Raw genomic sequence first — 26,560 nt, 5'->3', positions numbered from 1 at the left:
GCCTGGGGAGGCGCGGGTCCGGCCGTGGTGCACGGTGCATACCGTGGTGTATACTCCGCGCGCTTCGGAGGCGTGGCAGAGCGGTTGAATGCAACGGTCTTGAAAACCGTCAGGGGTTTACGCCCCTCGTGAGTTCGAATCTCACCGCCTCCGCCAGGAGATCAGGAAAAAGCGGCCATGGAAGCCGCTTTTTCGTTTCAGCGGCGCGAGACGGCCGTCATCCCGGCCGAGCGAGCGTTTCCAGTGTTCGGCATCGATCCCGACCATGTCCCGACTCATCCTCCTCAACAAACCCTATGGCGTTCTGTGCCAGTTCACCGATGAGGCGGGGCGCGCGACGCTCAAGGACTACGTCCGCATTCCCGGTGTGTATGCCGCCGGCCGCCTCGACACCGACAGCGAGGGGCTGCTGCTGCTCACCGATGATGGCGCGCTGCAGCACCGCATCGCCGATCCGCGCCACAAGCTGCCCAAGACCTACTTGGTGCAGGTGGAGGCCGAGGCCGGCGAGGCGGCGCTCGCCGCACTGCGGCGCGGGGTGGATCTGGGCGAGTTCGTCACGAAGCCGTGCGAGGCGCGGCGGGTAGCCGAGCCCGATTGGCTGTGGCCGCGCGACCCGCCCGTGCGGTATCGCAAGACGGTGCCGACGAGCTGGCTGGAGATCGTGCTGCGCGAGGGCAAGAACCGCCAGGTGCGGCGCATGACGGCGAAGGTCGGCTTGCCGACACTGCGCCTGGTGCGAGTGGCGATCGGACCGTGGCGGCTGGCGGGGCTGCTGCCCGGGCAGTGGCGCGAGGAGCCGGCGCCGACAGAGCCGATTCGGAGACCTGCGCGAACGCGCTAGAATCCGCGCCAACTTCAGGCTTCCGGATTCAGGGGCGGGCACATGGGCATTCCTTCGCAGTTCATCCGGCGCGCGCTCGGCGCCGCGGTCATCGCCGTCGTCTGTGCGGCATCGGCACGCGCCGAGCTGCCGGTAGCCGAGCTGGGTGTCGGCATGTACCGCATCGAGGCGGAAGTCGCGAGCACCTTCCAGGCACGGCAGACAGGGCTGATGAACCGCAAGATGATGCCGCTGCAGCGGGGCATGGTGTTCGTCTTCCCCGAGGATGCAATCCACTGCATGTGGATGCGCAACACCTTCCTGCCGCTGTCGGTGGCTTTCCTCGATGCGAAGGGCAGGGTGCTGAACGTCGAGGACATGCAGCCGCAGACCGAGGACAACCACTGCGCTGCCGGCGCCGCGCGCTACGCGCTGGAGATGAACATCGGCTGGTTCCGCGAGCGCGGCGTGAAGCCGGGCGACAGCATCCGCGGCATCGACCGCCTGCCGCCCGCGCGCTGATCACCGCTTCCGCCACCGCTCACGCAAAGTTCGAAAAGCGGGTCTTTCCTGCGTTTTATCGGCTCCTGCCGCAGCAAGTGCCACGGCCATAATCTCCACACGTCGTCTGGCGTCCGCATCCATGGGGATGCGGCGGACGATCACCGGAGCCGGCCTTGGCCGAAGACAGCGATCTCGAACGGACAGAAGCGCCATCGCCACGCAGGCTGGAGCAGGCGCGCGAGGAAGGGCAGGTCCCGCAGTCGCGCGAGCTGTCGACCTTCCTCGTCACCATGGCGGGCATTGCATCGCTGTGGATGATGGGCGACTGGATGGCGGCGCGCATGCTCGCGCTGGTGCGGGGCGCCTTCGCCTTCGAGCGCGCGCGGGCCTTCGATCCCGCGCTGATGCTCGACGCGCTGCACGCGGAGCTCGAGAGTGCGCTGTTCATGCTGATGCCGCTGTTCGTCGTGCTGATGGTGGCTGCGGTGGCGGCGCCCATCCTGCTCGGCGGCTTCGTCTTCGCGCCCAAGGCGCTGGGGCCGAACTTCGGCCGCCTGAACCCGCTGCAGGGCATAGGCCGCATGTTCTCGCTGCACGGCTTTGCCGAGATGGTGAAGGCCATCCTGAAGTCGCTGCTGGTGGGCAGCGTGGCTGCGGCGGTGCTGTGGAACAACAAGGAGCACCTGTTCGACCTGATGATCGAGCCGCTCGAAGTCGGCATGCCCGACTTTGCCGACACCGTCGGTTTCGCCGCGCTGCTGATCGTCTCCAGCCTTGGTCTGCTGGCGCTGATCGACGTGCCCTTCCAGTTGTGGCAGTACCACAGCAGGCTGCGCATGACCAAGGACGAGGTGCGGCGCGAGAGCAAGGAGCAGGAGGGCGACCCTCAGATCAAGGGCCGCATCCGCGCCATGCAGCGCGACATGGCGCGGCGCCGCATGATGGCCCAGGTGCCCAAGGCCGACGTGGTGGTGACCAACCCGACGCACTTCTCGGTGGCGCTGAAGTACGACGCCGGCAGGATGGGCGCGCCCGTCGTCGTCGCCAAGGGGCGCGGCGAACTGGCACTGAAGATCCGCGAGGTCGCAAGGGAGAGCGACGTGCCGCTGCTCGAGGCGCCGCCGCTGGCGCGTGCCCTGTATGCGCACTGCGAGCTCGAACAGGCGATTCCCGCGGCGTTATACACCGCAGTGGCCGAGGTGATGGCCTACGTCTACCAGCTCGATGCCTGGACTGCCGGCGGCGGACTGCCGCCGCAGGTGCCGACGAACCTGCCGGTGCCCGAGGGCATGGACCCCGGCGTCCCCGAGGAATGAGGCGGCGCCTGCCGCAAAGCATGCACATGAACTTCCGCAGCGAGGCCTGACGCATGGCCACCAACGACACGCTCAACATCCGCCAACTGCTGACGCCGGCCAACTTGCGGCCGATGGCGGCGCCGCTGCTCATCGTCATGATCCTGTCGATGATGGTGCTGCCGCTGCCGGTCTTTTTGCTCGACGTGTTCTTCACCTTCAACATCGCCATCTCGGTGATGGTGATGCTGGTGGCGATGTATTCGAAGAAGCCGCTGGACTTCTCCGTCTTCCCCACCGTGCTGCTGGTGACCACGCTGCTGCGGCTGTCGCTCAACGTGGCCTCCACCCGCATCGTGCTGATGCACGGCCATTCCGGGCCGGACGCCGCAGGCAAGGTGATCGAGGCCTTCGGCAACTTCCTCGTCGGTGGCAATACCGCGGTGGGCATCGTGGTGTTCGTGATCCTCACCATCATCAACTTCGTGGTGATCACCAAGGGCGCGGGGCGCATCGCCGAAGTGAGCGCGCGCTTCACCCTGGACGCGATGCCCGGCAAGCAGATGGCGATCGATGCCGACCTCAATGCCGGGCTCATCGACGAGAAGGAAGCCAAGCGCCGGCGCAAGGAGATCGCGCAGGAATCCGACTTCTACGGCGCCATGGACGGTGCGTCGAAGTTCGTGCGTGGCGATGCGGTCGCCGGCATCCTGATCCTGGTGATCAACGTCATCGGCGGCCTGTTCGTCGGCGTGATCCAGCACAACATGGCGGTGGGCGACGCCGCGCACAACTACACCCTGCTGACCATCGGCGACGGCCTGGTGGCGCAGATCCCCGCGCTCATCATCTCCGTCGCGGCGGGCCTGGTGGTGTCGCGCGTCGGCGACGACGCCGACATCGGTGGCATGGTGATCGGCCAGTTGTTCTCCAACCCGCAGGTGATGCTGCTCACCGCCGGCATCATCGGCGTGCTCGGCCTCATCCCCGGCATGCCCAACGTCGTGTTCCTGCTGCTGGCCTTGTCGCTGGGCTCGCTGGCATGGGTGAAGCGCAAGAAGATCGCCGAGGAAGCCGCCAGCGCCACCGCTGCGCAGCCGGCGGTGGCGGCGGCCCCCGGACCCGAGGCGCAGGAGGCGAGCTGGAGCGACGTTGCGCCGGTGGACGTGCTCGGGCTGGAAGTGGGCTACCGCCTGATTCCGATGGTGGACAAGGCGCAGGATGGCGAGCTGCTCAAGCGCATCCGTGGCCTGCGCAAGAAGTTCGCACAGGAGGTGGGCTTCCTGTCGTCGCCGGTGCACATCCGCGACAACCTGGAGTTGCGACCCAATGCCTATCGCATCGCGCTGAAGGGCGTCGAGATCGGCAGCGGCGAAGCCTTCCCGGGCCAGTTCCTGGCGATCAACCCGGGTCGCGTGTCGGGCACGCTGCCTGGCCGAGAGACCAAGGATCCGGCCTTCGGCCTGCCGGCGGTGTGGATCGAGCCCGCGCAGCGCGAGCAGGCGCACGCGCTGGGCTACACCGTGGTCGACGCCAGCACGGTGGTGGCCACGCACCTGAACCACCTCATCCTCAACCATGCCGCCGAACTGCTCGGCCGCCAGGAGACGCAGGCGCTGCTCGACCATATCGGCAAGGAGGCGCCCAAGCTGGTGGAAGACCTGGTGCCCAAGCTGCTGCCGGTGTCGACCGTGCAGCGCGTGCTGCAGAACCTGCTCGAGGAGGGCGTCAACATCCGCGACATGCGCAGCATCATCGAGGTGCTGGCGGAGCACGCGCCGCGCACGCAGGACCCGGTTCAGCTTACCGCGCGGGTGCGCGAGGCGCTCGGTCGCGCGATCGTGCAGGCGCTGTTCCCGGGCGCTGCCGAGGTCCAGGTGATGGCGCTCGAGCCGGGTCTGGAACGCATCCTGATGCAGGCGATGACTTCGGGCGGCGACGGCGGCGTGATCGAGCCGGGCCTTGCCGACACGCTGCTGCGGCAGACGGCGCAGATCGCCCAGCGCCAGGAGGACGTCGGCCTGCCGCCGGTACTGCTGGTGCCGGCGCAACTGCGCATGCTGCTGTCGCGCTTCCTGCGCCGCGCGGTGCCGACGCTGAAGGTCATCTCCAACAATGAAGTGCCCGAGTCGCGCACCATCCGCGTCACCGCGATGATCGGTGCGCAGGGCTGACTCCTGTGCGCCGTGCCGGTCAGTCAGCCGGCGCGGCGGACTCCGGCGTCGAACCGCGGGTGATCCTCGATCGAATTGACGGGGGAAAGGACCTTTTTTCGGGTCTCGCCGCTCGCGGGTAGCTGGCGATAATCCGGTTCAAGCTGCGGCCGATGTCCGGCCGCCGGGAGAGACGCCATGAACGTGAAACGCTATTTCGCCCCCACCGCGCGCGAGGCCCTGCGCGCGCTCAAGGAAGAGCTCGGTCCGGAAGCCATCGTGCTGTCCAACCGCGCGGTCGAAGGCGGCGTCGAGATCGTGGCCCTGCCCGGCGATGCGGTTGGCGCCTTGCAGGCGGCCGCTGCGCGGGCCAAGGACGGCAGGGCCGCCTCGCCGGACGCGTCCTCGCGCCCGCCGCAGGCGGCACAGGCTCGGTCGGTCATGCAGCCCGCGATGCCCGCAGGCGAAGATGACTTCCGCGTCAGCCTGTCCGATCTCGCCGCCAATGTGCGCCAGAGCCAGCCAGCCGCGATGCCGCGCCCGGCGGCACAGCCGGTGATCCGCCCCTTCAGCCCGCCGCGCATCGAGACGCCCGAATTCCTGCTCTCGTCGCAGGCCGAGCGCGCCGCCCGCGCCCGCGCGGCAGCGCTGCGGATCGAGCCGCAGCCGCCGGTGGGTGCAGCGGCAGGCATCGCGGACAGGAACGCCGACAGGAACGCCGACAGCGGTGCGGATAACCGCGTGCGCGAGCTGCAGGACGCCAACGCCAGGCTGATGGAGGAGCTGACCGGCATCCGCAGCATGATCGAACGCCAGCTCGCCGGCTTCGCCTGGGGCGACACCCGCCGCCATGCGCCGGCGCGGGCCGCAGTGATGGGCGAGTTGCTCGAGGCGGGTTTCTCCGCCGATTCGTCGCGCCGGCTCGCCGAGGTCATCAAGGATGAAGCGACGCCGGGCGAAGGGCGCACGGCGGTGCGCAAGGCGTTGGACAGCCTGCTGCGCGCCCGCACCAGCGACGACGACCCGATCGATCGCGGTGGCGTCTATGCGCTGGTCGGGCCAACCGGCGTGGGCAAGACCACCACCACCGCCAAGCTGGCCGCGCGCTGCGTGGTGCGCCATGGCGCCGGCCGCGTTGCGCTGATCACGACCGATGGCTACCGCATCGGCGCGCAGGAGCAATTGCGCATCTACGGCCGCATCCTCGGCGTGCCGGTGTTCGCCGTGCGCGATGGCAACGAGTTGCGCCAGACGCTGGCGGGCCTGCGCGACAAGCACATGGTGCTGATCGACACGATGGGCATGAGCCAGCGCGACCGCATGGTGCCGGAACAGGCGCGGATGCTGGCCGACGCCGGCGAGGTGCGCCGCATTCTGCTGCTGAACGCCACCTGCCGCGGCGACACGCTGGACGACGTGGTGCGCGCCTACCGCGGTGGCGACCTGGCCGGTTGCATCTTCACCAAGGTGGACGAGGCAGCGTCCCTGGCGCCCGCGCTCGACGTGGCGGTCCGGCGCAAGCTCGACATCCTGTTCCTGACCAATGGCCAGCGCGTGCCGGAGGACCTTCACGTTCCCAATCGCGCCTACCTGCTGCACCGCGCGATGCGCGAGCAGTCGGCGGAGTCGCCATGGCACCTCGACAACGATGAGACCGGCATGATGCTGGCGGCTGCTGGCGCGGGAGCCTGACATGGTCGACCCGCGCGAGGACCAGGCGGCCGGCCTGCGCCGGCTGTTCCGCCAGGCGCCGCCGCAGGTAGTGGCCCTGTATTCCACCGGCCGGTTGCGTGCCGAGAACGCGGTGCTGGCCGCGCACCGCATCGCCTGCCATGCGCAGCGCGTGCTCCTCGTCGACGAGGCCGAGGGCGAGGCGGCGCTGGGTGCAGCCCTCGGGCTGGACGCGGGGCCCGACCTGCTGCAACTGCTGGACGGTCGCACGCTCCTCGCCTCGGTGTTGCAGCCTGTCCCGGGCCTGCTCGGACGGGTGCCGGCCGCCGCCGCGGCGCTCGCGCTGCCGCTGCTCGACGATGCGCGCCGCGCCTGCCTGTTCGAGGCGCTGCGCATCCTGCACCGCCACGCCGGATTCGTGCTGATCCACGCCGACGGCGCCACGGCGGACGGACCGTCTCCATTCGTGCATGCGGCGCCGCGCCGCGTGCTGCTTGCGGAGGCCAGCGCCTGCGGCGCCACCCAGGCCTACCAGGCGATCAAGCAACTCGCTGCCGGCGGCGCTGGATCGGTCGATATCGCCGTGTGCCGCGCACGCAGCAGGGCGGATGCCGCGGCCTTCTTCGCCAGTCTCGATGCGCTGGTGCAGCGTCATGTCGGCGTGCCCCTTGCATGGCTCGGTGAAGTGGAGCGCGACGATCTCGCGGCCGGTCTCTCGCGCCCGCTGCAGGAGGCTCGCGGTGCATCGATTGCGGCGCCGGCAGCGCGCCGATACGCGGCCTGGGGGCGGATCGGGGCTGGTGGGCGGTCGCTTGCCTGAAGCATGAATGACAAGTGTGATCGACTCCGCTGGTAATGCCCGCGACAGTGCGGGAAAATGCAGGCCCGCAATCGCGATGGTGCGCATTTGCGCATCTGCCGCAACAGCACTCACAGGCCGACTGGATGTACGACGCTGCCGGAAAACTCGACAAGGGGCACCTGGTTGAAAACTATGCGCCCCTGGTGAAGCGCATCGCCTTCCACTTGATGGCGAAGCTGCCTGCGAGTGTCGATGTCGACGACCTCGTCCAGAACGGCATGATCGGCCTGCTCGACGCCATCGGCCGCTATGAGGAAGGGCTGGGTGCGCAGTTCGAGACCTACGCAGTGCAGCGCATCCGCGGCGCGATGCTCGACGGTCTGCGCGAAAACGACTGGCTGCCACGCAGCCTGCGCCGCGACATGCGCCGCATCGAGGCCGCAATCCATGCGCTGGAGCAGCAGCACGGTCGGCCGCCATCGGAAACGGAACTGGCGGAGTCGCTCGGGGTACCGCTGCTCGAATACCAGCAGATGCTGCAGGACGCGCGCGGCCACCAGCTCGTGTATTTCGAGGATTTCACCGATGGCGAGGGCGAGGACTATTTCGAGCGCCACCTCGGCCAGCCCGAGGCCAACCCGTTGGCCATTCTCGAGGATGCGGACATGCGGGTGAACCTGGTGCGTGCCATCGAGGATCTGCCTGAACGCGAGAAACTCATCATGAGCCTGTACTACGACGAGGAACTGAACCTGCGTGAGATCGGCGCGGTGCTCGGCGTGACCGAGTCGCGCGTGTGCCAGTTGCACAGCCAGGCGGTTGCACGCCTGCGGGCGCGGGTATTGGGTGTCGGCGGGCCGGCGACTGGCGGCGCGCGCCGTGGCCGCCCGCCGAAGAAGGCGGCGCAGGCCTGATGCTGCAACGATGATGAGGCCCCGCGCGCATGGATAGCATCAGCCTGGTCGGCCTCAGCCTGGGCATTGCCGCCATCCTGTTGGGTCAGGCACTGGAAGGCGGTCACATCTCGTCGCTGGTGCAGCCGACCGCCTTCCTGGTCGTGGTCGGCGGCACATTGGGCGCAGTGATGCTGCAAAGCCCGCTGCGGACCTTCCTCGATGGTGTGCGCATGGCGCGGTGGGTCTTCATGCCGCCAGCCTTGAGCCACGAGGAGATCATCGGGCAAGTGGCGGGCTGGAGCCAGATCGCACGCAAGGAAGGGCTGCTGGTGCTGGAAAGCCGTGCGCAAGGGCTCACCGATCCCTTCATGCGCAAGGGGCTGCAGCTTCTGGTCGATGGCGTGGAGCCCGGCCGCCTGCGCGAGGTGCTGGAGGTGGAGATCGGCGTGTGGGAAGCCCAGATGCGGCAGTCCGCGCGCATCTGGGAGGGCGCCGGCGGCTATGCGCCGACGATCGGCATCCTTGGCGCGGTGATGGGGCTGATCCACGTGATGGAGAACCTGAGCGATCCGTCCAGGCTCGGTGCCGGCATCGCCGTGGCCTTCGTCGCCACGATCTACGGCGTGGGCCTGGCGAACCTCGTCTTTCTGCCGGTCGCGAAGAAGCTCATGGCACACATCTCCACCCTGGCGACGATGCGCGAGATGTTCGTCGATGGCATCGTCGGTATCGCCAACGGCGACAATCCGCGCATTGTCGAAAGCCGCATGCGCGGCTACGTGGCCTGATCCGGCCACAGGCGGCGGCGACAGCGAGGCGATCGATGGTACGTCGGGACAGGCGTGAGCGCAGGAAGGACGTGGAGCACGACAACCACGAGCGCTGGCTCGTGTCCTATGCGGATTTCATCACGCTGCTGTTCGCGTTCTTCGTCGTGATGTATTCCTTGTCATCGGTGAACGAAGGCAAATACCGCGTACTGTCCGACTCGATGGTGCAGGCCTTCCGCAACATCAACCTCAACGACAGCGGCCAGCAGATCGTCGTGCAGCCGATCACGATGGCACCGGCGCAGATGGCGCCGGCGACCCCGGAGCAGGAAACCCGCCGCCGCGAGACTGCACAGCGCATGCGCAGCATGGCGGAGGAGATCCGGCGCGTGCTGTCGCCGCTGACGCGGGACGGGCAGGTGAATGTGTCGGAGGGGGCGTTCGGCATCAGCGTCGAGATCAACGCCAGCCTGCTGTTCGCGCCGGCCGAGGCGGTGCTCGGCGCAGAGGCAGTGACGGCCCTGCGTTCGGTCGGCGAGGTGCTGGCGCAGGCGTCGTTCCCGATCATGGTCGAGGGCCACACGGACAACCGTCCGATTGCCAACTCCCGCTTCCCTTCCAACTGGGAGCTTTCGGCGGTGCGTGCGGCCTCGGTGGTGAGGCTGTTCATCGAGACCGGTGTTGCGCCCGACCGCCTCACCGCCGCCGGCTATGCGGACCAGCGCCCGGTCGCGCTCAACAGCATCGAAGAGGGGCGGGCGCGCAATCGCCGCGTGACGATCCTGATCGAGTCGCGCACGGCAGACGTCGCGCCCTCCGCGCCGGGCCAGATCGCCCCGAACGATCCGATCCGCGCCATCCTGCCGCCCGCGGCGCCCGCAGCCGAAGCCCCGTCGAACGAGCAGCCTGCTGCAGCCCCGACCCGATAAGCCGCGGATCCGGGCGAGCCTCCGGTGGAATCGGCGACAGCCGCGATGGGGTTCCCCTTGCAGCCCGACGCGCTTCACTAAAGCATCTTTTCTGGCCGGACCTTGGGTGACAGCGGCGCGCCCTTGCGTGCGCGGCGATGACGCAGCGGCTCGCGCTGTGAAGGCTTGAGCTCGATCGTCACCGCCTTGCCGCCACGCCCGGTTCCCTCGATCTTCAGCACCGCGTCGTCGGCTGGTACCGCCACCGCAGCCAGCGCCTCGCCCTCGTCCAGCGCCATCACGATCACGCCGCGGCCGCCGCTCTGGGCCTTCATCTCGGGGCGGGGGAAGATCAGGATGCGGCCGTTCTCGGACGCCGCCGCGATCCAGTCACCGAAGGCCTTGGCCGGCGCCAGGACCTTCTCGCCCTTTTCCAGGTTCATGAAGGCCTTGCCTGCGCGCTGGCGGCTGGTGGCATCCGCAACGCTGCACAGGAAGCCGTAGCCGCCGCTGTTGGCGAAGAAGTACACCGACTCCGGCGTGTCGGTGACGACCTGCGCCAGCTTGCCGTTGTCCTGGAATTCGACCAGCGTCGCCATCGGCACGCCATCACCACGCCCGCCAGGCAGGTCGGACACTTTCACCGTGTAGGCGCGGCCGTTGCTGTCGATGACGACCAGCGGCCAGGTGGTGCGCGTCTCGATCACCGCGAAGCCGAAGTCGCCGGCCTTGTAGGCGATGCCGGCGGGGTCGATGCCGTGGCCCTGGCGCGAACGCACCCAGCCGTTCTTCGATACGATCACGGTGACCGGTTCGTCCGGCACCGAGATCTCGGCCGGCGCCACCGCGGCCACGGCTTCCACCAGGGTGCGGCGGTCGTCGCCGTACTTCTTCGCGTCGTCCTGGATCTCCTTCAGGATCAGCTTGGTCATCGCAGCGCGGCTGTCGAGGATGTGCTGCAGGCCGGCGCGCTCGTCCTTCAGTTCGGCGAGCTCCTTCTCGATCCTGAAGCCTTCCAGGCGGGCGAGCTGGCGGAGGCGGATCTCGAGGATGTCCTCGGCCTGGATCTCGGACAGCCCGAAGGCCGCGATCAGCGCCGGCTTGGGCTCGTCCGACTCGCGGATCACGCGGATCACTTCCTCGATGTGCAGGAAGGCGATCATGCGGCCCTCGAGGATGTGGATGCGACGATCGACCTCATCCAGGCGGTGGCGGGTACGGCGCTCGACGGTGACGTAGCGGAAGTCGATCCACTCGCGCAGGATCTGCACCAGGTTCTTCTGCTGCGGACGTCCATCACGGCCGATCATGGTCATGTTGACCGAGGCCGAGGTCTCCAGGCTGGTGTGGGCGAGCAGCACCGCCATGAACTCGTCGCGGTTCTGGCGGCTGGATTTCGGCTCCAGCACGATGCGCACCGGCGCCTTGTCGCTGGATTCGTCGCGCACCGTGTCGAGCACGCCGAGCACGAGCTGCTTGAGGTTCTTCTGTTCCTGCGAGACTTCCTTCTTGCCGGCGCGCGGCTGCGGGTTGGTCAGGGTCTCGATCTCGGACAGCACCTGCGCGGCGGACACGCCGTGCGGCAGCTCCTCGATGATCGCGCGCCACTGGCCGCGGGCGAGTTCCTCGATCTTCCAGCGCGCCCGTAGGCGCAGGCTGCCACGACCGCTGGCGTAGGCCTCGCGGATGGTTTCCGGCGTCGAGATGAGCTGGCCGCCGCCGGGGAAGTCGGGGCCGGGGATGATGCCGAGGATGTCATCGAGCGTCGCCTCCGGATGGCGGATCAGGTGGCAGGTCGCCTCGGCCACGTCGCGCAGGTTGTGCGGCGGGATCTCGGTGGCCATGCCCACCGCGATGCCCGAGGCGCCGTTCAGCAGCACGAAGGGCAGGCGCGCCGGCAGCAGTTGCGGCTCCTCGAAGGCGCCGTCGTAGTTGGGGATGAAGTCCACCGTGCCGCGGTCGATCTCGGCCAGCAGCAGCTCGGCGATCGGCGTCAGGCGGCACTCGGTGTAGCGCATCGCCGCCGCCGAGTCGCCGTCGCGCGAGCCGAAGTTGCCCTGGCCGTCGACCAGCGGATAGCGCAGCGAGAAGTCCTGCGCCACCCGCACCATCGCGTCGTAGACGCTGGTGTCGCCGTGCGGGTGGTACTTGCCGATCACGTCGCCGACCACGCGCGCGGACTTCACGTGCTTGGAGGTGGACGACAGCCGCATCTCGTTCATCGCGAACAGGATGCGGCGCTGCACTGGCTTCAAGCCGTCCTCGACCTGCGGCAGCGCGCGCGACTTCACCACGCTCATGGCGTAGGCGAGGTAGGCGCGCTCGGCGTAGCGGTCCAGCGCCAGCGTGCCGTCGTCCCCGGGTTCGCGCTCCGGGTCGGCGGGCGGGGCAGGGGGCGGGGGCTGGTCGGCGCCGGTGGCGGCCGCCAGCGTGTCGCCTTCGTCTGCTGGCATCGGCGCGGTGGTAGTCGGCGCAGCACTTGCGGACGAGGTTACCGCCGTCGCAGATGCGGGTACCTCGGGCGCGTCGAAGAGATCGGGAGTGTCAGTGCTCATGTTGCGGAAAGGTAAGGTGCCAGGGGTTCATGCAGCAGCGGCTCGACCCAGTTCTCGAGCGCCAGACCGCCGATGCGGGCGAACTCGCGCGTGTTGTTGGTGACCAGCGTGCATCCGAGCGCAAGTGCGTGCGCGGCGATCTGGGTATCGAGTGCTCCGATCGGCAGCCCGCTGCGTTCGAGTTCGGCGCGCAGCGTGGCGTAGCGCCAGACCACCGTGTCGTCGAAGGCTGCAACGTCCAGCGGCAGCAGGAAGGTCTCGAGCGCTGCGCGATTGCGTGCCGAGTTGCTCTTCGATACGCCGTATGCAAGCTCGCAGGCAGTGATGACCGAGATGCCGATGTCCCCGATCGGATGTGCTTCGAAGCGACGGCGGACGTGGGCGGGACGATGGTTGATGAGGTAGATGCAGATGTTGGTGTCCAGCATGTACTTCATGGCGCGATCGCCTCGCGTTCCTGCTGGAGCGGCTGCTCTCGGACCAGCTCGAACCCCGGTTCGAACTGGTCGAGTGCGTCGAACAGCGTCCGCCAGCCGTGACGTGGCAACAGCACGACTGCGTCACCTACACGCTTGATCATCACTTCATCACCCTCGAAACGAAATTCCTTGGGAAGACGCACCGCCTGGCTTCGGCCATTGATGAAGAGCTTTGCAGTGTCCATGGCATCCTCCTTTGTTTGGAATCTACCATCAGTATATATCTTTTCGGGGTGGGTTCAGGTTTCTGAAAAGCGGTCGAGTTCATCCCGCTTCCAGCTACGCGCTCCCGCCGGAGAAACATGACCGAGCCGTTCGAATAGCCGCGCACGGGCGTAGGATCGGTCGTGGCCAGAACCAATTCGGTACGGGGGCTTAATGATGGCGATGGGAAGACCTTTGCGAACGACGACGAATGTATGGCCGCAGGCCACTTGTCGAAGTAGGGCTGGGAGGCGCCTTCTTGCCTCGCTGTACGAAATCGTCTGCATTTGATCGGCGAAGTTGTGACGTCGTTTCGTGAATCGCGCTTCCCGTACAGCCGGACTCGGGGCTCGACTCCCGCTCAGACATCCGCCTCGACGCTGTCGCCCTTCTCCTCCATCCACGCCCGCCGCCCCGAGGCCTCGCCCTTGCCCATCAGCAGGGTGAACATCTTCAGCGTGTCCTTGAGCGCGCCGTTGCGCACCTTCACCGGCAGCACGCGGCGGGTGGCGGGGTCCATGGTGGTCTCGCGCAATTGGTCGGGGTTCATCTCGCCCAGGCCCTTGAAGCGGCCGATCTCGATCGCGTCGGGCTTGAAGCCTTCCTTTTCCAGGCGCTCGCGGATCGCCGCGAGCTCGCCCTCGTCGAGCGCGTAAAGGCGACGCGGCGGGCGCTTCTTGCCCTGGGCGGGGACGTCGACACGGTACAGCGGCGGCTGCGCCACATACACATGGCCGCGCTCGATCAGCTTGGGGAAGTGGCGGAAGAACAAGGTGAGCAGCAGGGTCTGGATGTGCGCGCCGTCGACGTCGGCGTCGGACATGATCACGACCTTGCCGTAGCGCAGGCCCGAGAGGTCGACCTCGCTGTCGGCCTTGTGCGCATCCACGCCCAGCGCCACCGCGATGTCGTGGATCTCGGCGTTGGCGAACAGGCGGTCGGGATCGATCTCCCAGGCGTTCTGCACCTTGCCGCGCAGGGGCAGGATGGCCTGGGTTTCCTTGTTGCGTGCCATCTTGGCCGAGCCGCCGGCGGAGTCGCCTTCGACCAGGAAGAGCTCGTTGTCGGCGAGGTCCTCGGATTCGCAGTCCGACAGCTTGCCGGGCAGCACCGCGACGCCGGAGGTCTTCTTCTTCTCGACCTTCTGCGCGCTCTTCTGGCGCGCCAGCGCCTGCTTGATCGACAGCTCGGCGATCGCCTTGCCGGCCTCGACGTGGTTGTTGAGCCAGATCTCGAACGGGTCGCGCAGTTGCGCCGACACGAGCTTGACGGCTTCGCGCGAATTGAGCTTTTCCTTCACCTGGCCCTGGAACTGCGGGTCGAGCAGGCGCGCCGACAGCACGAAGCTCATGCGCCCGCATACGTCCTCCTGCTGCAGCTTGACGCCGCGCGGCAGCAGGGTGTGGTGGTCGATGAAGGACTTCATCGCCTCGAACACGCCGGCGCGCAGGCCGGATTCGTGGGTTCCGCCATTCACCGTCGGGATCAAGTTGACGTAGGACTCGCTCGGCACGGGGGATTCGAACCAGGCCAGCGCCCAGGCCGCGCCCTCGCCGGGGGCGAAGGTCGGGTCGTCCTTTTCGGCGTATTTCTCCGCCGTGAAGATCGGCGCCACCGATTCGACGTCGCCGGCGAGCTCCTTCAGGTAGCCGGCCAGGCCTTCGGGGTAGGACCAGGTCTTGCTCAGCGCCGGGCCGCTCGCCTGCTCGATGTCGAGCCGCACATTCACCCCCGACAGCAGCACCGCCTTCGAGCGCAGCAGGCGCTCGAGTTCGCTCATCGGCACGCGCGGCGACTCGAAGTACTTGCCATCCGGCCACACCCGCACCCGGGTGCCGGTCTGGCGGCCGCAATCGCCCTCCACGCGTACCGGGCTGATCGTCTCGCCGCCGTCGGCGAAGTCGATGCGGTGGATCTTGCCCTCGCGCTTCACCTCGACCTCGATGCGGGTGGAGAGCGCATTGGTCACCGACACGCCCACGCCGTGCAGGCCGCCGGAGAAGGCATAGGCCGAGTTGCCCTCGCGCTTGTCGAACTTGCCGCCGGCGTGCAGCCGGGTATAGGCGAGCACGACCACCGGCACGCCTTCCTCGGGGTGCAGCCCGACCGGGATGCCGCGGCCGTCATCGGCCACGGTGACCGAGCCGTCGAGATGGAGCGTTACGTGGATCTTCTTCGCGAAGCCGGCGAGTGCTTCGTCGGCGGCGTTGTCGATCACTTCCTGGATGATGTGCGCCGGGCTGTCGGTGCGGGTGTACATGCCGGGGCGCTCGCGCACCGGCTCGAGTCCTTTCAGGACGCGGAAGGAGGATTCGTCGTACTGCTTGGGGGTATCTTGCTTGCCAGCCATGCCGCGTGCCCGTCGGGTTTCACGAAGGGCGCAAGGATAGCAGAGGCGCGCTGCGAACTGCCGTGATGACTGAATGAATGTTCAGGCACTGCCCAGCATGCGGCCGCCGCGCATGGGATGCGCCTGGCCTTCGGCGTCGTAGAGCGGCGCCTGATCCGCGGCTGCGAGCAGCACCGACAGCGCGGCCTGGTTGGTGGCCATGCGCTCGAGGATCAGCTTGCCGTTGATCGCATTTCGGTCGCGCGCGATGCGTGCCAGTTCGAGCAGTTCGGCCCAGCGCGCGATGACGCGTGGCAGCCCGGCGCACAGCTCGCGCATCGAGGCGTCGGAATCCGGCCGGCCCAGGCGCGCGAGCAGCAAGGCGCGATCGTCGTGCAGGCGCTGCAACTGGCGGTAACGGTCGCTCTTCTCCTGCGCCAGCGCAATGAGCCCGTCGCTGTCGCCGGACACGAGCAAGGCCTCCTCCCGTTCGAGGATGGCGATGAACTCGCGCAACTGGATGAGCTCGGCCTCGACCAGCAACGCCAGGCGCTGTGTGTCGGCGGGAGTCGGTGTTGGAGCAGGGCGGCTCATCGACCGGCTGTGCGGCTCGTCGCGGCGATTTCAGGTGCTTGGCGGTGATCAGCCCTGGCGGCCGAGCATCTCTCGCACGCTGGCGATCAGGCCGTCCGCCACCCGATTGGCGTCCACCTTGAAGCGGCCGTCGGCGATGGCCTGACGGATCTCATCCACTTTCTTCTGGTCGATTGCAGGCGTGTCGGCCATCGCCGCCTCGGCCTTCTGCAGGCTGGACGACAGGGACGAGAGCTCGACCTTGTCCGAAGCGGCGGCCACGGTCGTCGATGCCTTCTGCCCGGCGATCGCCGCGCGGTTCCTGGCCTCGTTTGCGGCGCTGGTCGCAACCGGTTTTCCTGAGTTCTCGATCTTCATGATGCTTTCCCGGACAGTTTGTCTCAGACGGGGTAACGGCCGACCTTGATGGAACTTTAGGCCACAGGGCGTGAATTTTTTCTCAGAAGGCGATTTCGACGTTGCCGCCGGTCCGTGCAGTCCCGGTCACGACCTGTCCGTTCGCCATTCTTACACGCACCGGCTCGCCAGGCGACGCATTGTTCAAGGCCTGCCCTTCGCTGGAGACACGAAAGCCTGGGCCGGCACTGATGACCCGAACCGACTGTCCCTGCAGCACGGCTGGCGGGACGCGCAGCATCTCTCCACGCAGCGGCATGCCGGCGGCGATGGCATAGCGCGTATGGTGGCCGACGGCCTGCGATGCATCGGTGAGCGTGTTGTCCGGGAGCGCGGTCAGGTCGCCCTGGCGCAGGTCGACGTCTTCCGGGCCGACGATCTGCGCCGCGCGCAGGGGCCGCTTGGTGACCAGGTGGTCACCCATGACCGCGACGTGGGCCTGCAGATAGGCCGTCCAGGCGACCGGCGAATCGCATCGCACGCCGACGCTGATCTGTCCCCAGGCACGGGTGCCTGCGGGCAGGAAGGGCACCAACGCCGCGCAGGTCGGTAACCGGTTGCGCGCGTCGAGCGGGCTCACGGTGATGCGGACCTGCCCGGGCAGGCCGCGCGTCTCGCGTTCGAGGTAGCCCTGCACCGCCTTCGTTACCGCGTCGGGCGCCTGTTGCGCCCTGCCTGCGGGTGCGTGCAGCGCAAGGGCGAGTGCGCCGCATGCGGCGAGAAGGCGCGCTGCGCATCCGGCCCGGCGCGCCTTCAGCAGGGATTCCCGGAAGGATCTCAAATGGTTCTTCATGCTGCGATTGCATCATGGCCTCGAGGTCGCGGGCAACCCGGCGGCAAAGATTGCCGCAGGCGGCTGTCCTGGCGGCGAAATTGGCCGGGGATTCCTTGCCTTATCGGCCGAAGGGGACGGTCCTGAAACATCTAGGATGGCTGGCATGGAAGCTGCACGGCTTTCGCAATCCGTCGCAGCCCGGTGAATCCGGGGCGGCAACAGCATCCGAGGTGAGGCAATGAAGACACTGCTCGACCAGCAACTGCGTTTCCAGCAGAACGCGCTCAACCTGCTGGCCCACCGGCAGCAGATGCTCGCCTCCAACATCGCCAACGCCGACACGCCCAACTACAAGGCGCGCGACATGGATTTCCGCGCCGCGCTGCAAGGGGCGCTGGCGCAGCAGGCCGCGCCTGTCCAGTTGGCGGCCACGCAGGCAGCGCACATTGCGGCAGGGCCAGCCAACCCGCTGGAACGCTACACCGGCTACCGCACCGAGCAGCAATCGGCGGTGGACGGCAACACGGTGAACATGGACGTAGAGCGCGCGGCGTTCGCCGAGAACGCGCTGCGCTACGAATCCAGCATCACCTTCATCAACGGCATGTTGCGGTCCATGAACACCGCGATCACCGGCCAGTGAATTCCGAGGCTCGATCATGAGCATGCTCAACGTTTTCCAGATCGCGGGCTCCGCGTTGAATGCGCAGTCGCTGCGGCTCAACACGACGGCGTCGAACCTTGCCAACGCGGACAGCGTCGTCGGCGAGGACGGCCAGCCTTACCGTGCCAAGCAGGTCGTGTTCGCGGCGCAACCGGTTGCGCCGGGCGGCGCGTCGGTCGGCGTGCAGGTGACGCAGGTCGTCGAGAGCACCGCGCCGATGCGCCTGGTGTTCGAGCCGAACAACCCCGCCGCCAATGCCGAAGGCTACGTCCAGATGCCGAACGTCAACGTCGTCGAGGAGATGGTGAACATGATTTCGGCATCGCGCTCATATCAGAACAACGCCGAGGTCATGAACACGGCACGGACCTTGCTACAGCGTACCTTGCAGATCGGCCAGTAAGCGCCGACCCGCAACCGACGCCGACAGCAGGAGAATTTCATGAGCACCGTATCCGGCACCCAGGCTGCACCCAATCCGTTCAGTAGCCTGGCCCGCAGCGACAGCAGTTCCAGGACGACTTCGAGCAATGGCTCAACGGAGAGCAATGCGGCAACCGAGTCCCGCTTCCTGACCTTGCTGACGACGCAGTTGCGCAATCAGGACCCGATGAATCCGATGCAGAACGCGGAGATCACTTCCCAGCTTGCGCAGATGAGCACGGTCGATGGCATCGAGCGGCTGAACAAGATGTTCCAGTCCTTCGTCGATGCCCAGGGGACGAGCGATTCCATGCAGGCCGCTGCGCTGGTCGGCCATGGCGTGCTGGTCGAGGGGCGTGGGCTTGTCCTCACCAGCGCTGGTGCGGTGGGCGGCTTCGAGGTGGACGCCGACGCCGACAAGGTCATGCTGTCGGTCAAGGACGCCACCGGCCGCGAGGTGAAGCAGATGAGCTTTGCCGAGGTCGCCACCGGCAGCCATAACTTCACCTGGGATGGCACCACGCAGGACGGATCGCGTGCCGCCGATGGCGTCTATTCGATAGGCATCACCGCCACCAAGGACGGCAAGGACGTGGCGGGTCGCACGCTGCAATTCGGTAACGTCTCCAGCGTCATTCGCGGCTCCAGCGGCACCGACTTCCAGGTCGGCTCGCTCGGCATCTTCAAATACGACGACATCAAGCAGATCCTCTGATCCGGAGCCCCGATCATGTCTTTCCAGCAAGGTTTGAGCGGCCTGAACGTCTCCTCGAGAGCCCTTGACATCATTTCGAACAACGTTGCCAATACCAACACTGCCGGTTTCAAGAATGGTTCGGCCGTCTTTGCCGACGTGTATGCGGCTTCGCTCAGCGGCACGGTGTCCGACAAGCAGGTCGGCGCTGGCGGCACGCTGTCGGCGGTGCGGCAGACTTTCGCCCAAGGCAACCTGACCACGACCAACAATCCGCTGGATCTGGCCATCAACGGCAACGGCTTCTTCATCATCGCCCGCGACAACGGGCCGAGCGCCTATACGCGAAACGGCCAGTTCGACCTCGACAAGGACGGGTTTGTCGTCACCTCGACCGGGGAGCGGCTGATGGGCTACCAGAGCATTCCCGACGCCGGCAGCCGCCTGCCGAACGAGATCGGCGGCCTCAAGCAGCTCCAGATCCCGAACGTCAGTTCCGCCCCGGTGGCAACCAGCAAGGTCACGGTGGCCGGCAACCTGGACGCCGAAGCGCTGAGCCCGAAGGAGGCCTATCCGCTGCTTGCCGCATTCCCCGGCGCACTCGACTGGCGCGATGCGCGCACCTACAACTACAGCACCTCGATTCAGGGCTTCGACAGTCTCGGCAAGTCGCACGAGATGACCTTCTACTTCGTCAAGCAGCCCGAGGCGACGGCGCTCAACACCTGGGACGTGTTCGCCAGCTTCGATGGCGCAAAACCCGACACCACGCCGCTGCTGACGCTTAAATTCACCACCTCGGGGCGCCTTGACACAGCTTCGCCGGCAAGCGTGACCTGGAACGTCGACCCGGCCCGGACGCCGGATGCCGCCCAGATCAGCAGTGTGCTGGACTTGACCGGCATGACCCAGACCGGCGGCACCTTCCTGATCAACGACATCAAGCAGGACGGCCGCCGCGCGGGCGAACTGGCGAGCCTGAGCGTGGACCAGGCCGGCCTAATCGTCGGCAGCTACACCAACGGCCAGACCTACAACCTCGGCCGCGTCGCGCTCGCCACCTTCCGCAACGCCAACGGCCTGAACTCGCTCGGCAACAACCTGTGGGAGGCCACCAGCAAGTCGGGCCCGGCTTTCGAGAACGGACCTGGCGAGGGCCTCAATGGCGTGATCTCGTCGAGCACCATCGAGGAATCCAACGTCGAGCTGACGCAGGAGCTCGTGCAGATGATCATCCAGCAGCGCAACTACCAGGCCAACGCGCAATCGATCAAGACCCAGGACGCGATCCTGCAGACGCTGGTGAACCTGCGCTGAGACCGCCAGAATCGAGGCTTGAGCCATGGATCGCCTGATCTATACCGCGATGACCGGTGCCAGGGGCACCCTGGACCAGCAGGGCGCAGTCGCGCACAACATCGCCAATGCGACCACCACCGGCTTTCGCGCCGAGCTGCACAAGCTGCGCGCGGTCGAGGTGCAGACCGAAGCCTTGCGCACGCGCGCGTTCACCGTCGATGCCAGCGTGGTCAACGACTATACCGCCGGGCCGATGCAATACTCCGGCCGCCCCTACGACGTGGCGGTGGCCGGCAAGGGCTGGCTGGCGGTGCAGATGCCCGATGGCAGCGAGGCCTACACGCGCAACGGCAGCCTCGAACTGAGCGCCAACGGCGTGCTGCAGACACGTGACGGCCGGCCGGTGATCGGCGATGGCGGGCCGGTGTCCATTCCGCCCGACAACGAGATCAGCATCGGCAACGATGGCTCGATCTCGGCGCTGCAGCCGGGCCAGCTTGGCGTGGTCAATGTGGTGGGGCGGCTCAAGCTGGTGAATCCGCCCGAACAGTCGCTGGTGCGCGGCGATGACGGCCTGTTCCGCCTGCAGCAGGGCGGGGCGGCACCCGCTGACGAGAACGTGCGCGTGGCCGGCGGCTACCTCGAAGGCAGCAACGTCAACGTGGTCGATCAGATGGTGCAGATGATCTCGCTCGGCCGGCAGTTCGAGATGCAGACCCGCATGCTGCAGACCGCCGACCAGAACGACCAGGCGGCGGCGAAGGTGCTGTCGGTCAGCTAACAGCACGAACAAGGACAGAACCATGATCCGCTCCCTATGGACCGCCCGCACCGGGCTGGACGCCCAGCAGACGCAACTGGACGTGATCTCGAACAACCTGGCCAACGTGTCGACCAATGGCTTCAAGCGCCAGCGGGCGATCTTCGAGGATCTGCTGTACCAGACGATCCGCCAGCCCGGTGCGCAATCGACGCAGCAGACGCAGATCTCCAGCGGTCTGCAGATTGGCACCGGCGTCAAACCGGTGGCGACCGAGCGCATCTTCACCCAGGGCACCCTTCAGCAGACCGGTGGTTCGCTCGACGTCGCGGTGCAGGGCAACGGTTTCCTGCGCGTGACGATGCCCGACGGTACCACCGCCTATACGCGCGACGGCGCCCTCCAGCTCGACAACCAGGGCAATGTCGTCACCGCCAGCGGCTACCTGCTGGCGGACAACATCAACATTCCCGGCGACGCGAAAAGCGTCACCATCGGCAAGGACGGCACGGTGAGCGTGCTGCAGGCCAACGCCACCGCGCCGGTGCAGATCGGGGCAATCCAGTTGGCCACCTTCATCAACGCCGGCGGCCTGCAGAGCCTGGGCGAGAACCTGTTTGCCGAGACCGCCTCCAGTGGCGTCGCCACACCGGTCCAGCCCGGCACCAATGGTGCCGGAGTGCTCAATCAGGGGTACGTCGAAACGTCGAACGTCAATGTCGCCGAGGAACTCGTGAGCATGATCGTGACCCAGCGTGCCTACGAGCTGAACTCGCGCGCCATTTCGACTTCGGACCAGATGCTGAGCCGGCTGACGCAGCTTTGAGGAAACGCATCATGAGAACGAGCGGTGCATTCGCACTCGTCGGCGCGGCCCTGATATCGGGCTGCGCGTCGATCTACTCGACGCCGCCCACGACCGTGCACCAGCCGATGACCGCGAGACCCGAGGCGAGGCCGCAGGCGATGCCTTCCTCCGGCGCGATCTTCCAGCCGGGCTACGGCCGGCCGCTGTTCGAGGACCGTCGCGCGCGCAACGTCGGCGACACGATCACCATCAACCTGGTGGAGCGCAACACCGCGCAGAAGAACGCCAATGCCAGCGCCGGCCGCGAGTCCAGTCTCAGCGGCGGCATCAATGCCACGTCGAAACTGCCACTCGGTGGCCTGGCCGGCCTCAATGCCGACGCGGGCGCCAAGTCGGATTTCTCCGGCAAGGGTGCTGCGGCCGCCAACAACGCCTTCAACGGCACGATCACGGTGACGGTGATCGACGTCTATCCGAACGGCAACCTGCTGGTGTCGGGCGAGAAGATGGTCGCGATCAACCAGGGCAACGAGTTCATCCGCTTCTCGGGCGTGATCAACCCGAACACGGTGACGGCGGCGAACACCGTGCAGTCCACCCAGGTGGCCGACGCGCGCATCGAGTATCGCGGCAGCGGCTTCATCGACGAATCCAACACCATGGGCTGGCTGCAGCGCTTCTTCGTCGCCATCCTGCCCTTCTGAGTCAATCACATGCGCAACACCCCCCGAATTTTCGCGCGCCTGCTGGCATCCGGGCTTGTCGCTGCGGCCATGGTTGCCGTGCAGCCCGCGGCTGCCGAACGCATCAAGGACCTCGCGTCGATCGCCGGCGTGCGAGACAACCAGCTCGCGGGCTACGGCCTGGTGGTAGGCCTGGACGGCTCCGGCGACCAGACCACGCAGACGCCCTTCACCGTGCAGAGCATCGCCAACATGCTGGGCAACATGGGCGTCACCCTGCCGCCGGGCACCAACCTGCAGTTGAAGAACGTGGCCGCGGTCATGGTGACCGCCACCTTGCCGCCTTTCGCGCGCCCGGGCCAGAACCTGGACGTCACCGTGTCGTCCATCGGCAATGCCAAGAGCCTGCGCGGCGGCACGCTGGTGATGACGCCGCTGAAGGGCGCAGATGGTCAGATCTATGCCATCGCCCAGGGCAACATGGTGGTGGGGGGCGCGGGCGCATCCGCGGGTGGCACGTCGCAGACGATCAACCACCTGTCCGCCGGACGCATTCCGGCTGGCGCCACCGTGGAGCGGACGGTTCCGGCATTGCTGGGCCAGGGCGAGTACGTCTTCTTCGAGCTCAATGACACGGACTTCGGCACCGCGCGCCGGGTCGTCGACGCCATCAACCACGCCTCGCCGGGCTCGGCGCAGGCGCTGGACGGGCGCAGCATCCAGGTGCGCGCGCCGCTGGATTCGACTGCCCGCGTCGCCTTCCTGGGCCAGCTCGAGAACCTGGACGTGACGCCGGCGGTGCAGCCAGCGAAGGTGATCGTCAATTCGCGTACCGGCTCGGTCGTGATGAACCAGAAGGTGACGCTGCAGAACTGCGCGGTCGCGCACGGCAACCTCACGGTGACGGTGAACAACGAGGCCCAGGTCAGCCAGCCCGGGCCGCTCTCCGGCGGCCAGACGGTGGTGACGCAGCGCGGCCAGGTGGACATCGAGCGCGAGGGTGGGGCGCTGTTCAACGTCAAGGGCGGGGCGAATCTCGCCGACGTGGTCAAGGCGCTCAACGCCCTCGGCGCCAAGCCGATGGACCTCGTCAGCATCCTGCAGGCGATGAAGTCGGCCGGTGCGCTGCGCGCCGAGCTCGAGGTCATCTGAGGCCGCGACCATGACGGCAGCGAACATCAACGCCGGCGTGCAGCTCAACGCGCTCGATCCCAACTCGCTGGGCGATCTCAAGCGCCTGGCGCGCACCGACGGCCAGTCCGACCAGGCCTTGCGTGCGGCAGCGAAACAGTTCGAGGCGTTGTTCGTGCAGATGGTGATGAAGTCCATGCGCGACGCCACGCCTTCTGGCGGTTTGCTCGACAGCGAGCAGGGCAAGCTCTTCCAGGGGCTGCTCGACCAGCAACTTTCACTGAACATGGCGCAGGGCAAGGGCACCGGTCTGGCCGAAACCTTGTATCGACAACTGGGCGGCAAGGCCGCCGGCGGTGCGCTCGAGGCGCTCGACACCGGCAATGCCGGGCCTTCCGCCGGCTTCGATCTTGCCAACGTCGTGCGGCGGGCGGCAATTCCTGCCGCCCGCATGCCCGCTGCGGAAAGCGCTGCCGGTGCGCTTGCCGCCTTGTCGCAGGGCGCCGGCGCGTTGGCGATCACCGGTACGCCACGGGGCGACTCCGGCGCCGTCGACGACATCACCGCCGTGGCCGAGCGCGCGGCGCTGCAGGCCCGGCTCAGCGATGCGATCCGCTCCGCGCGCGAGGCGACAGGCGCGCTGTCGACGCGAGCGAAATCGTTCGTTGCCGATGTCTGGCCGCACGCGGTCGAAGCCAGCCGCAAGACGGGCATCCCGCCGCAGTTCATGGTGGCGCAGGCCGCGCTGGAAACCGGCTGGGGCGAAAGGCAGCTTCGCCAGGCGGATGGCAGCCCCAGCTACAACCTCTTCAACATCAAGGCCGGCAGCAGTTGGGGCGGGCGCACGGTGAATGTGAGCGCCACCGAATACGCCAACGGGCGCGCCTACAGCGAGCCGTCGAACTTCCGCGCCTACGGGTCGTATGCCGAATCCTTTGCCGACTACGCGCGCCTGCTGTCGAGCAGCCCGCGCTACGCGGCGGTGCTCGGCCAGCGCGACGCCGACGGCTTCGCGCGTGGGCTGCAGCAGGCGGGCTATGCGACCGATCCGATGTACGCCGACAAGCTCGCCCGCATCATCGGCGGCAGCACGTTGCGCAACGCGCTCGCTTCGGCGGCCTGAGCTTCGAGGGAGTTCTGAGGCGTTGCTGGCAAGGATCTTGCTGATTGTTGCCTGACTTCGCGTATCAGGAACATTGCCATGTCGAGCCTGCTGAACATCGGACTGACCGGTCTCTACGCCGCCCAGGCGCAGCTCACCACCACATCGCACAACATCAGCAATGCGGCCACGCCCGGCTATCACCGGCAGACGGTGCAGCAGAGCAACGCGGAGCCCTTGCTCAGGGGTGGTTCCTTCTTCGGCCAGGGCACGGAGGTGGATTCCGTGCAGCGCTCCTACAGCCAGTACCTGGAAGGCCAGGTCATGCTCAACGACAACCGCCGCGCCGAGTACGCGGCCTACAGCCAGCAGGTCAGCCAGGTGGACAACCTGCTCGGCGATCCATCGGTCGGCCTGGCGCCGGCGATGGCCGATTTCTTCGCCGCCGCGCAGGACGTGTCGGCGAACCCGACGAACATCGCCTCGCGTCAGGCGCTGCTGTCGACCGGCGAATCCCTGGTCGCGCGCTTCCAGTCGCTCGGTGGGCGGCTTGACGAGATCAGCCGGGGTGTGGATGCCGACATCGATGCGACGGTCAGCAGCATCAACAGCTACGCCCGCCAGATCGCGGAGCTGAACCAGCGCATCCTCGACTCGCGCGCCACCAGTGGCGGCGCCACGGCCAATGACCTGTACGACCTGCGCGACAAGGCAGTGACGGGGCTGAACCAGCTCGTGCGCGCCACCACGTTGCCGCAGGACGACGGCTCGATCTCGGTCTTCATCGGCAGCGGGCAGCGCCTGGTCCTGGGCAACGACGCCGCGCAGCTTGGCACCGCGCCGGGCGCCGGCGAAGGCGGCGGGGTCGGCATCACGCTGATCGGCCGTGATGGTTCCGCTTCGCCGCTTTCCGAAAGCCTGCTGACCGGCGGCAGCCTGGGCGGCCTGCTTGCGTTCAGGCGTGAGGCGCTGGTTTCTGCGCAAGGTAGCCTCAGCGACATCGCCACCTCGCTTGCCAACGCTTTCAACGCGCAGCATCGCCTCGGCCTGGATCTGGACGGCAAGCTCGGCCGAGACTTCTTCACCTTCGACAGTGGCGGCCGGATCGCGATGGCCATCAGCGACCCGACGCTCGTCGCCGCGGCAGGCGCGGTGCTCGGCAGCACGCCGCCGGGCAATGTCGGGTCGATGCGAATCAGCGATGTGCGCTTGACCGGCGTTTCGTCGGCTGCGGCAGGCACCGCGTTGAGCTTCCCGTCGCTGACCTACACGTTCAACAAGGCGAGCAAACTTTTCGAAATCTCGGGTGCCGCCGCCGGATACTCTCCCACATCCTTCGCTTACGACCCGGCGACCGATGGAGGTTCGGGCAAGGTGGTGAATGTGACCGGCCCGGGCGGAGTCTCGTTGTCATTCAAGATCTCCGGCATTCCTGACGTAAATGCAAGTACCAATGTGTCGGACAGCTTCGCGCTCGCCGACAACGCCGGCGGCGTTGCCGATAACCGCAACGCTGTGCTCCTGGGTGCCCTGCAGACCACCAAGCTGATGTTCAACGACGCCAGCGGCACGCCCACTGCGACGCTGAACAACGCCTACGCGCAGCTCGTCGGCAAGGTGGGCAACAAGGCGCGCGAAGTGCAGACCGGGGAGAAGGCGCAGGATGCGCTGCTGGCACAGGCCAAGGCCACGCGTGACTCGGTGTCGGGGGTGAACCTGGATGAGGAGGCCGCCAACCTCGTCCGCTTCCAGCAGGCCTACCAGGCGTCGGCGCGGGTCATGTCGGTTGCCCAGACGCTTTTCGATACCATGCTGGCGATCGGCCGCTGATAGCAGGAGCGC

Annotated in this window: 27 protein-coding genes and 1 tRNA gene; 20 read left to right on the top strand and 8 right to left on the bottom strand. The window is 67.2% G+C overall.

Going from position 1 to position 26,560, the window contains the following annotated elements; genetic code table 11:
- Positions 1–66 precede the first annotated feature (66 nt).
- Positions 67–156 (top strand) — tRNA-Ser (locus GH664_RS04420).
- Here GH664_RS04420 and GH664_RS04415 read toward each other — a convergent pair.
- Positions 142–267 carry a hypothetical protein gene (locus GH664_RS04415; protein ID WP_255424904.1) on the bottom strand — a complete coding sequence of 42 codons (126 nt, stop codon included), beginning with the start codon at positions 265–267 and terminating at the stop codon, positions 142–144. The two genes, GH664_RS04420 and GH664_RS04415, sit on opposite strands and share 15 nt — an antisense overlap.
- Here GH664_RS04415 and GH664_RS04410 point away from each other — a divergent pair.
- From GH664_RS04410 to motD, 9 genes are all read left to right on the top strand, one after another.
- Positions 266–844, top strand: a complete 579-nt coding sequence (locus tag GH664_RS04410) for a pseudouridine synthase (RefSeq protein ID WP_153166915.1) — start codon at positions 266–268, stop codon at positions 842–844. The genes GH664_RS04415 and GH664_RS04410 overlap by 2 nt on opposite strands.
- A 42-nt stretch (positions 845–886) precedes the next feature.
- The gene (locus GH664_RS04405; protein WP_153166914.1) at positions 887–1,345 is read left to right on the top strand and encodes a DUF192 domain-containing protein; all 459 of its coding nucleotides are present in this window, start codon (positions 887–889) and stop codon (positions 1,343–1,345) included.
- A 155-nt stretch (positions 1,346–1,500) separates the two neighbouring features.
- Positions 1,501–2,643 (top strand): flagellar biosynthesis protein FlhB, encoded by a 1,143-nt coding sequence (flhB, locus tag GH664_RS04400; RefSeq protein WP_153166913.1) that lies wholly within the window; start codon positions 1,501–1,503, stop codon positions 2,641–2,643.
- A gap of 53 nt (positions 2,644–2,696) precedes the next feature.
- The gene (gene flhA / locus GH664_RS04395; RefSeq protein ID WP_153166912.1) at positions 2,697–4,796 is read left to right on the top strand and encodes a flagellar biosynthesis protein FlhA; all 2,100 of its coding nucleotides are present in this window, start codon (positions 2,697–2,699) and stop codon (positions 4,794–4,796) included.
- A 177-nt stretch (positions 4,797–4,973) separates the two neighbouring features.
- Entirely contained in the window at positions 4,974–6,467 is a 1,494-nt protein-coding gene (gene flhF, locus GH664_RS04390; RefSeq protein ID WP_153166911.1) for a flagellar biosynthesis protein FlhF, read from the top strand.
- 1 nt (position 6,468) lies between these two features.
- Positions 6,469–7,266 carry a flagellar FleN gene (locus GH664_RS04385; RefSeq protein WP_153166910.1) on the top strand — a complete coding sequence of 266 codons (798 nt, stop codon included), beginning with the start codon at positions 6,469–6,471 and terminating at the stop codon, positions 7,264–7,266.
- 125 nt (positions 7,267–7,391) lie between these two features.
- Positions 7,392–8,162, top strand: a complete 771-nt coding sequence (locus GH664_RS04380; protein ID WP_153166909.1) for an RNA polymerase sigma factor FliA — start codon at positions 7,392–7,394, stop codon at positions 8,160–8,162.
- A 29-nt stretch (positions 8,163–8,191) separates the two neighbouring features.
- Positions 8,192–8,932: a flagellar motor protein gene (locus GH664_RS04375; protein ID WP_153166908.1), complete on the top strand. Its 741-nt coding sequence runs from the start codon at positions 8,192–8,194 to the stop codon at positions 8,930–8,932.
- Positions 8,933–8,967: 35 nt separating this feature from the next.
- The gene (gene motD / locus GH664_RS04370) at positions 8,968–9,843 is read left to right on the top strand and encodes a flagellar motor protein MotD (RefSeq protein ID WP_153166907.1); all 876 of its coding nucleotides are present in this window, start codon (positions 8,968–8,970) and stop codon (positions 9,841–9,843) included.
- Positions 9,844–9,920: 77 nt separating this feature from the next.
- On the opposite strand, the gene parC is transcribed toward motD, so the two are convergent.
- The 7 genes from parC to flgA all read right to left on the bottom strand — a co-directional run bounded on the left by parC (position 9,921) and on the right by flgA (position 17,172).
- Complete coding sequence (gene parC / locus GH664_RS04365; protein WP_153166906.1) at positions 9,921–12,377, bottom strand: DNA topoisomerase IV subunit A; 2,457 nt, start codon at positions 12,375–12,377, stop codon at positions 9,921–9,923.
- Complete coding sequence (locus GH664_RS04360) at positions 12,374–12,814, bottom strand: type II toxin-antitoxin system VapC family toxin (protein WP_153166905.1); 441 nt, start codon at positions 12,812–12,814, stop codon at positions 12,374–12,376. The genes parC and GH664_RS04360 overlap by 4 nt, the downstream gene beginning before the upstream one ends.
- Positions 12,811–13,041, bottom strand: a complete 231-nt coding sequence (locus GH664_RS04355) for an antitoxin (RefSeq protein WP_153166904.1) — start codon at positions 13,039–13,041, stop codon at positions 12,811–12,813. The genes GH664_RS04360 and GH664_RS04355 overlap by 4 nt, the downstream gene beginning before the upstream one ends.
- A 380-nt stretch (positions 13,042–13,421) precedes the next feature.
- Complete coding sequence (locus tag GH664_RS04350; protein ID WP_153166902.1) at positions 13,422–15,410, bottom strand: DNA topoisomerase IV subunit B; 1,989 nt, start codon at positions 15,408–15,410, stop codon at positions 13,422–13,424.
- Between the two features lie 81 nt (positions 15,411–15,491).
- Positions 15,492–15,983 (bottom strand): flagella synthesis protein FlgN, encoded by a 492-nt coding sequence (locus GH664_RS04345; protein ID WP_153166901.1) that lies wholly within the window; start codon positions 15,981–15,983, stop codon positions 15,492–15,494.
- A 48-nt stretch (positions 15,984–16,031) separates the two neighbouring features.
- Positions 16,032–16,340, bottom strand: a complete 309-nt coding sequence (flgM, locus tag GH664_RS04340) for a flagellar biosynthesis anti-sigma factor FlgM (protein ID WP_153166900.1) — start codon at positions 16,338–16,340, stop codon at positions 16,032–16,034.
- 82 nt (positions 16,341–16,422) lie between these two features.
- Positions 16,423–17,172 carry a flagellar basal body P-ring formation chaperone FlgA gene (gene flgA, locus GH664_RS04335; RefSeq protein ID WP_153166899.1) on the bottom strand — a complete coding sequence of 250 codons (750 nt, stop codon included), beginning with the start codon at positions 17,170–17,172 and terminating at the stop codon, positions 16,423–16,425.
- 220 nt (positions 17,173–17,392) lie between these two features.
- Here flgA and flgB point away from each other — a divergent pair, with 220 nt between their 5' ends.
- From flgB to flgK, 10 genes are all read left to right on the top strand, one after another.
- Positions 17,393–17,797, top strand: a complete 405-nt coding sequence (flgB, locus tag GH664_RS04330; RefSeq protein ID WP_153166898.1) for a flagellar basal body rod protein FlgB — start codon at positions 17,393–17,395, stop codon at positions 17,795–17,797.
- A gap of 16 nt (positions 17,798–17,813) precedes the next feature.
- Positions 17,814–18,221, top strand: a complete 408-nt coding sequence (flgC, locus tag GH664_RS04325; protein WP_153166897.1) for a flagellar basal body rod protein FlgC — start codon at positions 17,814–17,816, stop codon at positions 18,219–18,221.
- Between the two features lie 39 nt (positions 18,222–18,260).
- A complete protein-coding gene (locus GH664_RS04320) occupies positions 18,261–18,956 on the top strand; it encodes a flagellar hook assembly protein FlgD (protein ID WP_153166896.1) in 696 nt (231 codons plus the stop codon).
- 15 nt (positions 18,957–18,971) lie between these two features.
- Positions 18,972–20,252 (top strand): flagellar hook protein FlgE, encoded by a 1,281-nt coding sequence (flgE, locus tag GH664_RS04315; RefSeq protein WP_153166895.1) that lies wholly within the window; start codon positions 18,972–18,974, stop codon positions 20,250–20,252.
- Between the two features lie 25 nt (positions 20,253–20,277).
- Complete coding sequence (flgF, locus tag GH664_RS04310; protein WP_153166894.1) at positions 20,278–21,015, top strand: flagellar basal-body rod protein FlgF; 738 nt, start codon at positions 20,278–20,280, stop codon at positions 21,013–21,015.
- A 22-nt stretch (positions 21,016–21,037) separates the two neighbouring features.
- Positions 21,038–21,820 carry a flagellar basal-body rod protein FlgG gene (gene flgG / locus GH664_RS04305; protein WP_153166893.1) on the top strand — a complete coding sequence of 261 codons (783 nt, stop codon included), beginning with the start codon at positions 21,038–21,040 and terminating at the stop codon, positions 21,818–21,820.
- A gap of 11 nt (positions 21,821–21,831) precedes the next feature.
- Entirely contained in the window at positions 21,832–22,506 is a 675-nt protein-coding gene (locus tag GH664_RS04300; protein ID WP_153166892.1) for a flagellar basal body L-ring protein FlgH, read from the top strand.
- A 69-nt stretch (positions 22,507–22,575) separates the two neighbouring features.
- The gene (locus GH664_RS04295; RefSeq protein ID WP_255424907.1) at positions 22,576–23,637 is read left to right on the top strand and encodes a flagellar basal body P-ring protein FlgI; all 1,062 of its coding nucleotides are present in this window, start codon (positions 22,576–22,578) and stop codon (positions 23,635–23,637) included.
- A gap of 25 nt (positions 23,638–23,662) precedes the next feature.
- Positions 23,663–24,739: a flagellar assembly peptidoglycan hydrolase FlgJ gene (flgJ, locus tag GH664_RS04290; RefSeq protein ID WP_153167001.1), complete on the top strand. Its 1,077-nt coding sequence runs from the start codon at positions 23,663–23,665 to the stop codon at positions 24,737–24,739.
- 78 nt (positions 24,740–24,817) lie between these two features.
- Entirely contained in the window at positions 24,818–26,548 is a 1,731-nt protein-coding gene (gene flgK / locus GH664_RS04285; protein WP_153166890.1) for a flagellar hook-associated protein FlgK, read from the top strand.
- Positions 26,549–26,560 lie beyond the last annotated feature (12 nt).

Source organism: Thauera sp. 2A1, assembly GCF_009469595.2.
Taxonomy (GTDB): domain Bacteria; phylum Pseudomonadota; class Gammaproteobacteria; order Burkholderiales; family Rhodocyclaceae; genus Thauera.
This window is presented reverse-complemented; position numbering and strand designations above follow the sequence as displayed.

Bases quoted from the DNA above. Each gene is read 5' to 3' on its own strand.
- GH664_RS04410 (WP_153166915.1), top strand. From the start codon at position 266: ATGTCCCGACTCATCCTCCTCAACAAACCCTATGGCGTTCTGTGCCAG.
- GH664_RS04415 (WP_255424904.1), bottom strand. From the start codon at position 267: ATGGTCGGGATCGATGCCGAACACTGGAAACGCTCGCTCGGCCGGGAT.
- GH664_RS04405 (WP_153166914.1), top strand. From the start codon at position 887: ATGGGCATTCCTTCGCAGTTCATCCGGCGCGCGCTCGGCGCCGCGGTC.
- flhA (WP_153166912.1), top strand. From the start codon at position 2,697: ATGGCCACCAACGACACGCTCAACATCCGCCAACTGCTGACGCCGGCC.
- flhF (WP_153166911.1), top strand. From the start codon at position 4,974: ATGAACGTGAAACGCTATTTCGCCCCCACCGCGCGCGAGGCCCTGCGC.
- GH664_RS04385 (WP_153166910.1), top strand. From the start codon at position 6,469: ATGGTCGACCCGCGCGAGGACCAGGCGGCCGGCCTGCGCCGGCTGTTC.
- GH664_RS04380 (WP_153166909.1), top strand. From the start codon at position 7,392: ATGTACGACGCTGCCGGAAAACTCGACAAGGGGCACCTGGTTGAAAAC.
- GH664_RS04375 (WP_153166908.1), top strand. From the start codon at position 8,192: ATGGATAGCATCAGCCTGGTCGGCCTCAGCCTGGGCATTGCCGCCATC.
- motD (WP_153166907.1), top strand. From the start codon at position 8,968: ATGGTACGTCGGGACAGGCGTGAGCGCAGGAAGGACGTGGAGCACGAC.
- parC (WP_153166906.1), bottom strand. From the start codon at position 12,377: ATGAGCACTGACACTCCCGATCTCTTCGACGCGCCCGAGGTACCCGCA.
- GH664_RS04360 (WP_153166905.1), bottom strand. From the start codon at position 12,814: ATGAAGTACATGCTGGACACCAACATCTGCATCTACCTCATCAACCAT.
- GH664_RS04355 (WP_153166904.1), bottom strand. From the start codon at position 13,041: ATGGACACTGCAAAGCTCTTCATCAATGGCCGAAGCCAGGCGGTGCGT.
- GH664_RS04350 (WP_153166902.1), bottom strand. From the start codon at position 15,410: ATGGCTGGCAAGCAAGATACCCCCAAGCAGTACGACGAATCCTCCTTC.
- GH664_RS04345 (WP_153166901.1), bottom strand. From the start codon at position 15,983: ATGAGCCGCCCTGCTCCAACACCGACTCCCGCCGACACACAGCGCCTG.
- flgM (WP_153166900.1), bottom strand. From the start codon at position 16,340: ATGAAGATCGAGAACTCAGGAAAACCGGTTGCGACCAGCGCCGCAAAC.
- flgA (WP_153166899.1), bottom strand. From the start codon at position 17,172: ATGAAGAACCATTTGAGATCCTTCCGGGAATCCCTGCTGAAGGCGCGC.
- flgB (WP_153166898.1), top strand. From the start codon at position 17,393: ATGAAGACACTGCTCGACCAGCAACTGCGTTTCCAGCAGAACGCGCTC.
- flgC (WP_153166897.1), top strand. From the start codon at position 17,814: ATGAGCATGCTCAACGTTTTCCAGATCGCGGGCTCCGCGTTGAATGCG.
- GH664_RS04320 (WP_153166896.1), top strand. From the start codon at position 18,261: ATGAGCACCGTATCCGGCACCCAGGCTGCACCCAATCCGTTCAGTAGC.
- flgE (WP_153166895.1), top strand. From the start codon at position 18,972: ATGTCTTTCCAGCAAGGTTTGAGCGGCCTGAACGTCTCCTCGAGAGCC.
- flgF (WP_153166894.1), top strand. From the start codon at position 20,278: ATGGATCGCCTGATCTATACCGCGATGACCGGTGCCAGGGGCACCCTG.
- flgG (WP_153166893.1), top strand. From the start codon at position 21,038: ATGATCCGCTCCCTATGGACCGCCCGCACCGGGCTGGACGCCCAGCAG.
- GH664_RS04300 (WP_153166892.1), top strand. From the start codon at position 21,832: ATGAGAACGAGCGGTGCATTCGCACTCGTCGGCGCGGCCCTGATATCG.
- GH664_RS04295 (WP_255424907.1), top strand. From the start codon at position 22,576: ATGGTTGCCGTGCAGCCCGCGGCTGCCGAACGCATCAAGGACCTCGCG.
- flgK (WP_153166890.1), top strand. From the start codon at position 24,818: ATGTCGAGCCTGCTGAACATCGGACTGACCGGTCTCTACGCCGCCCAG.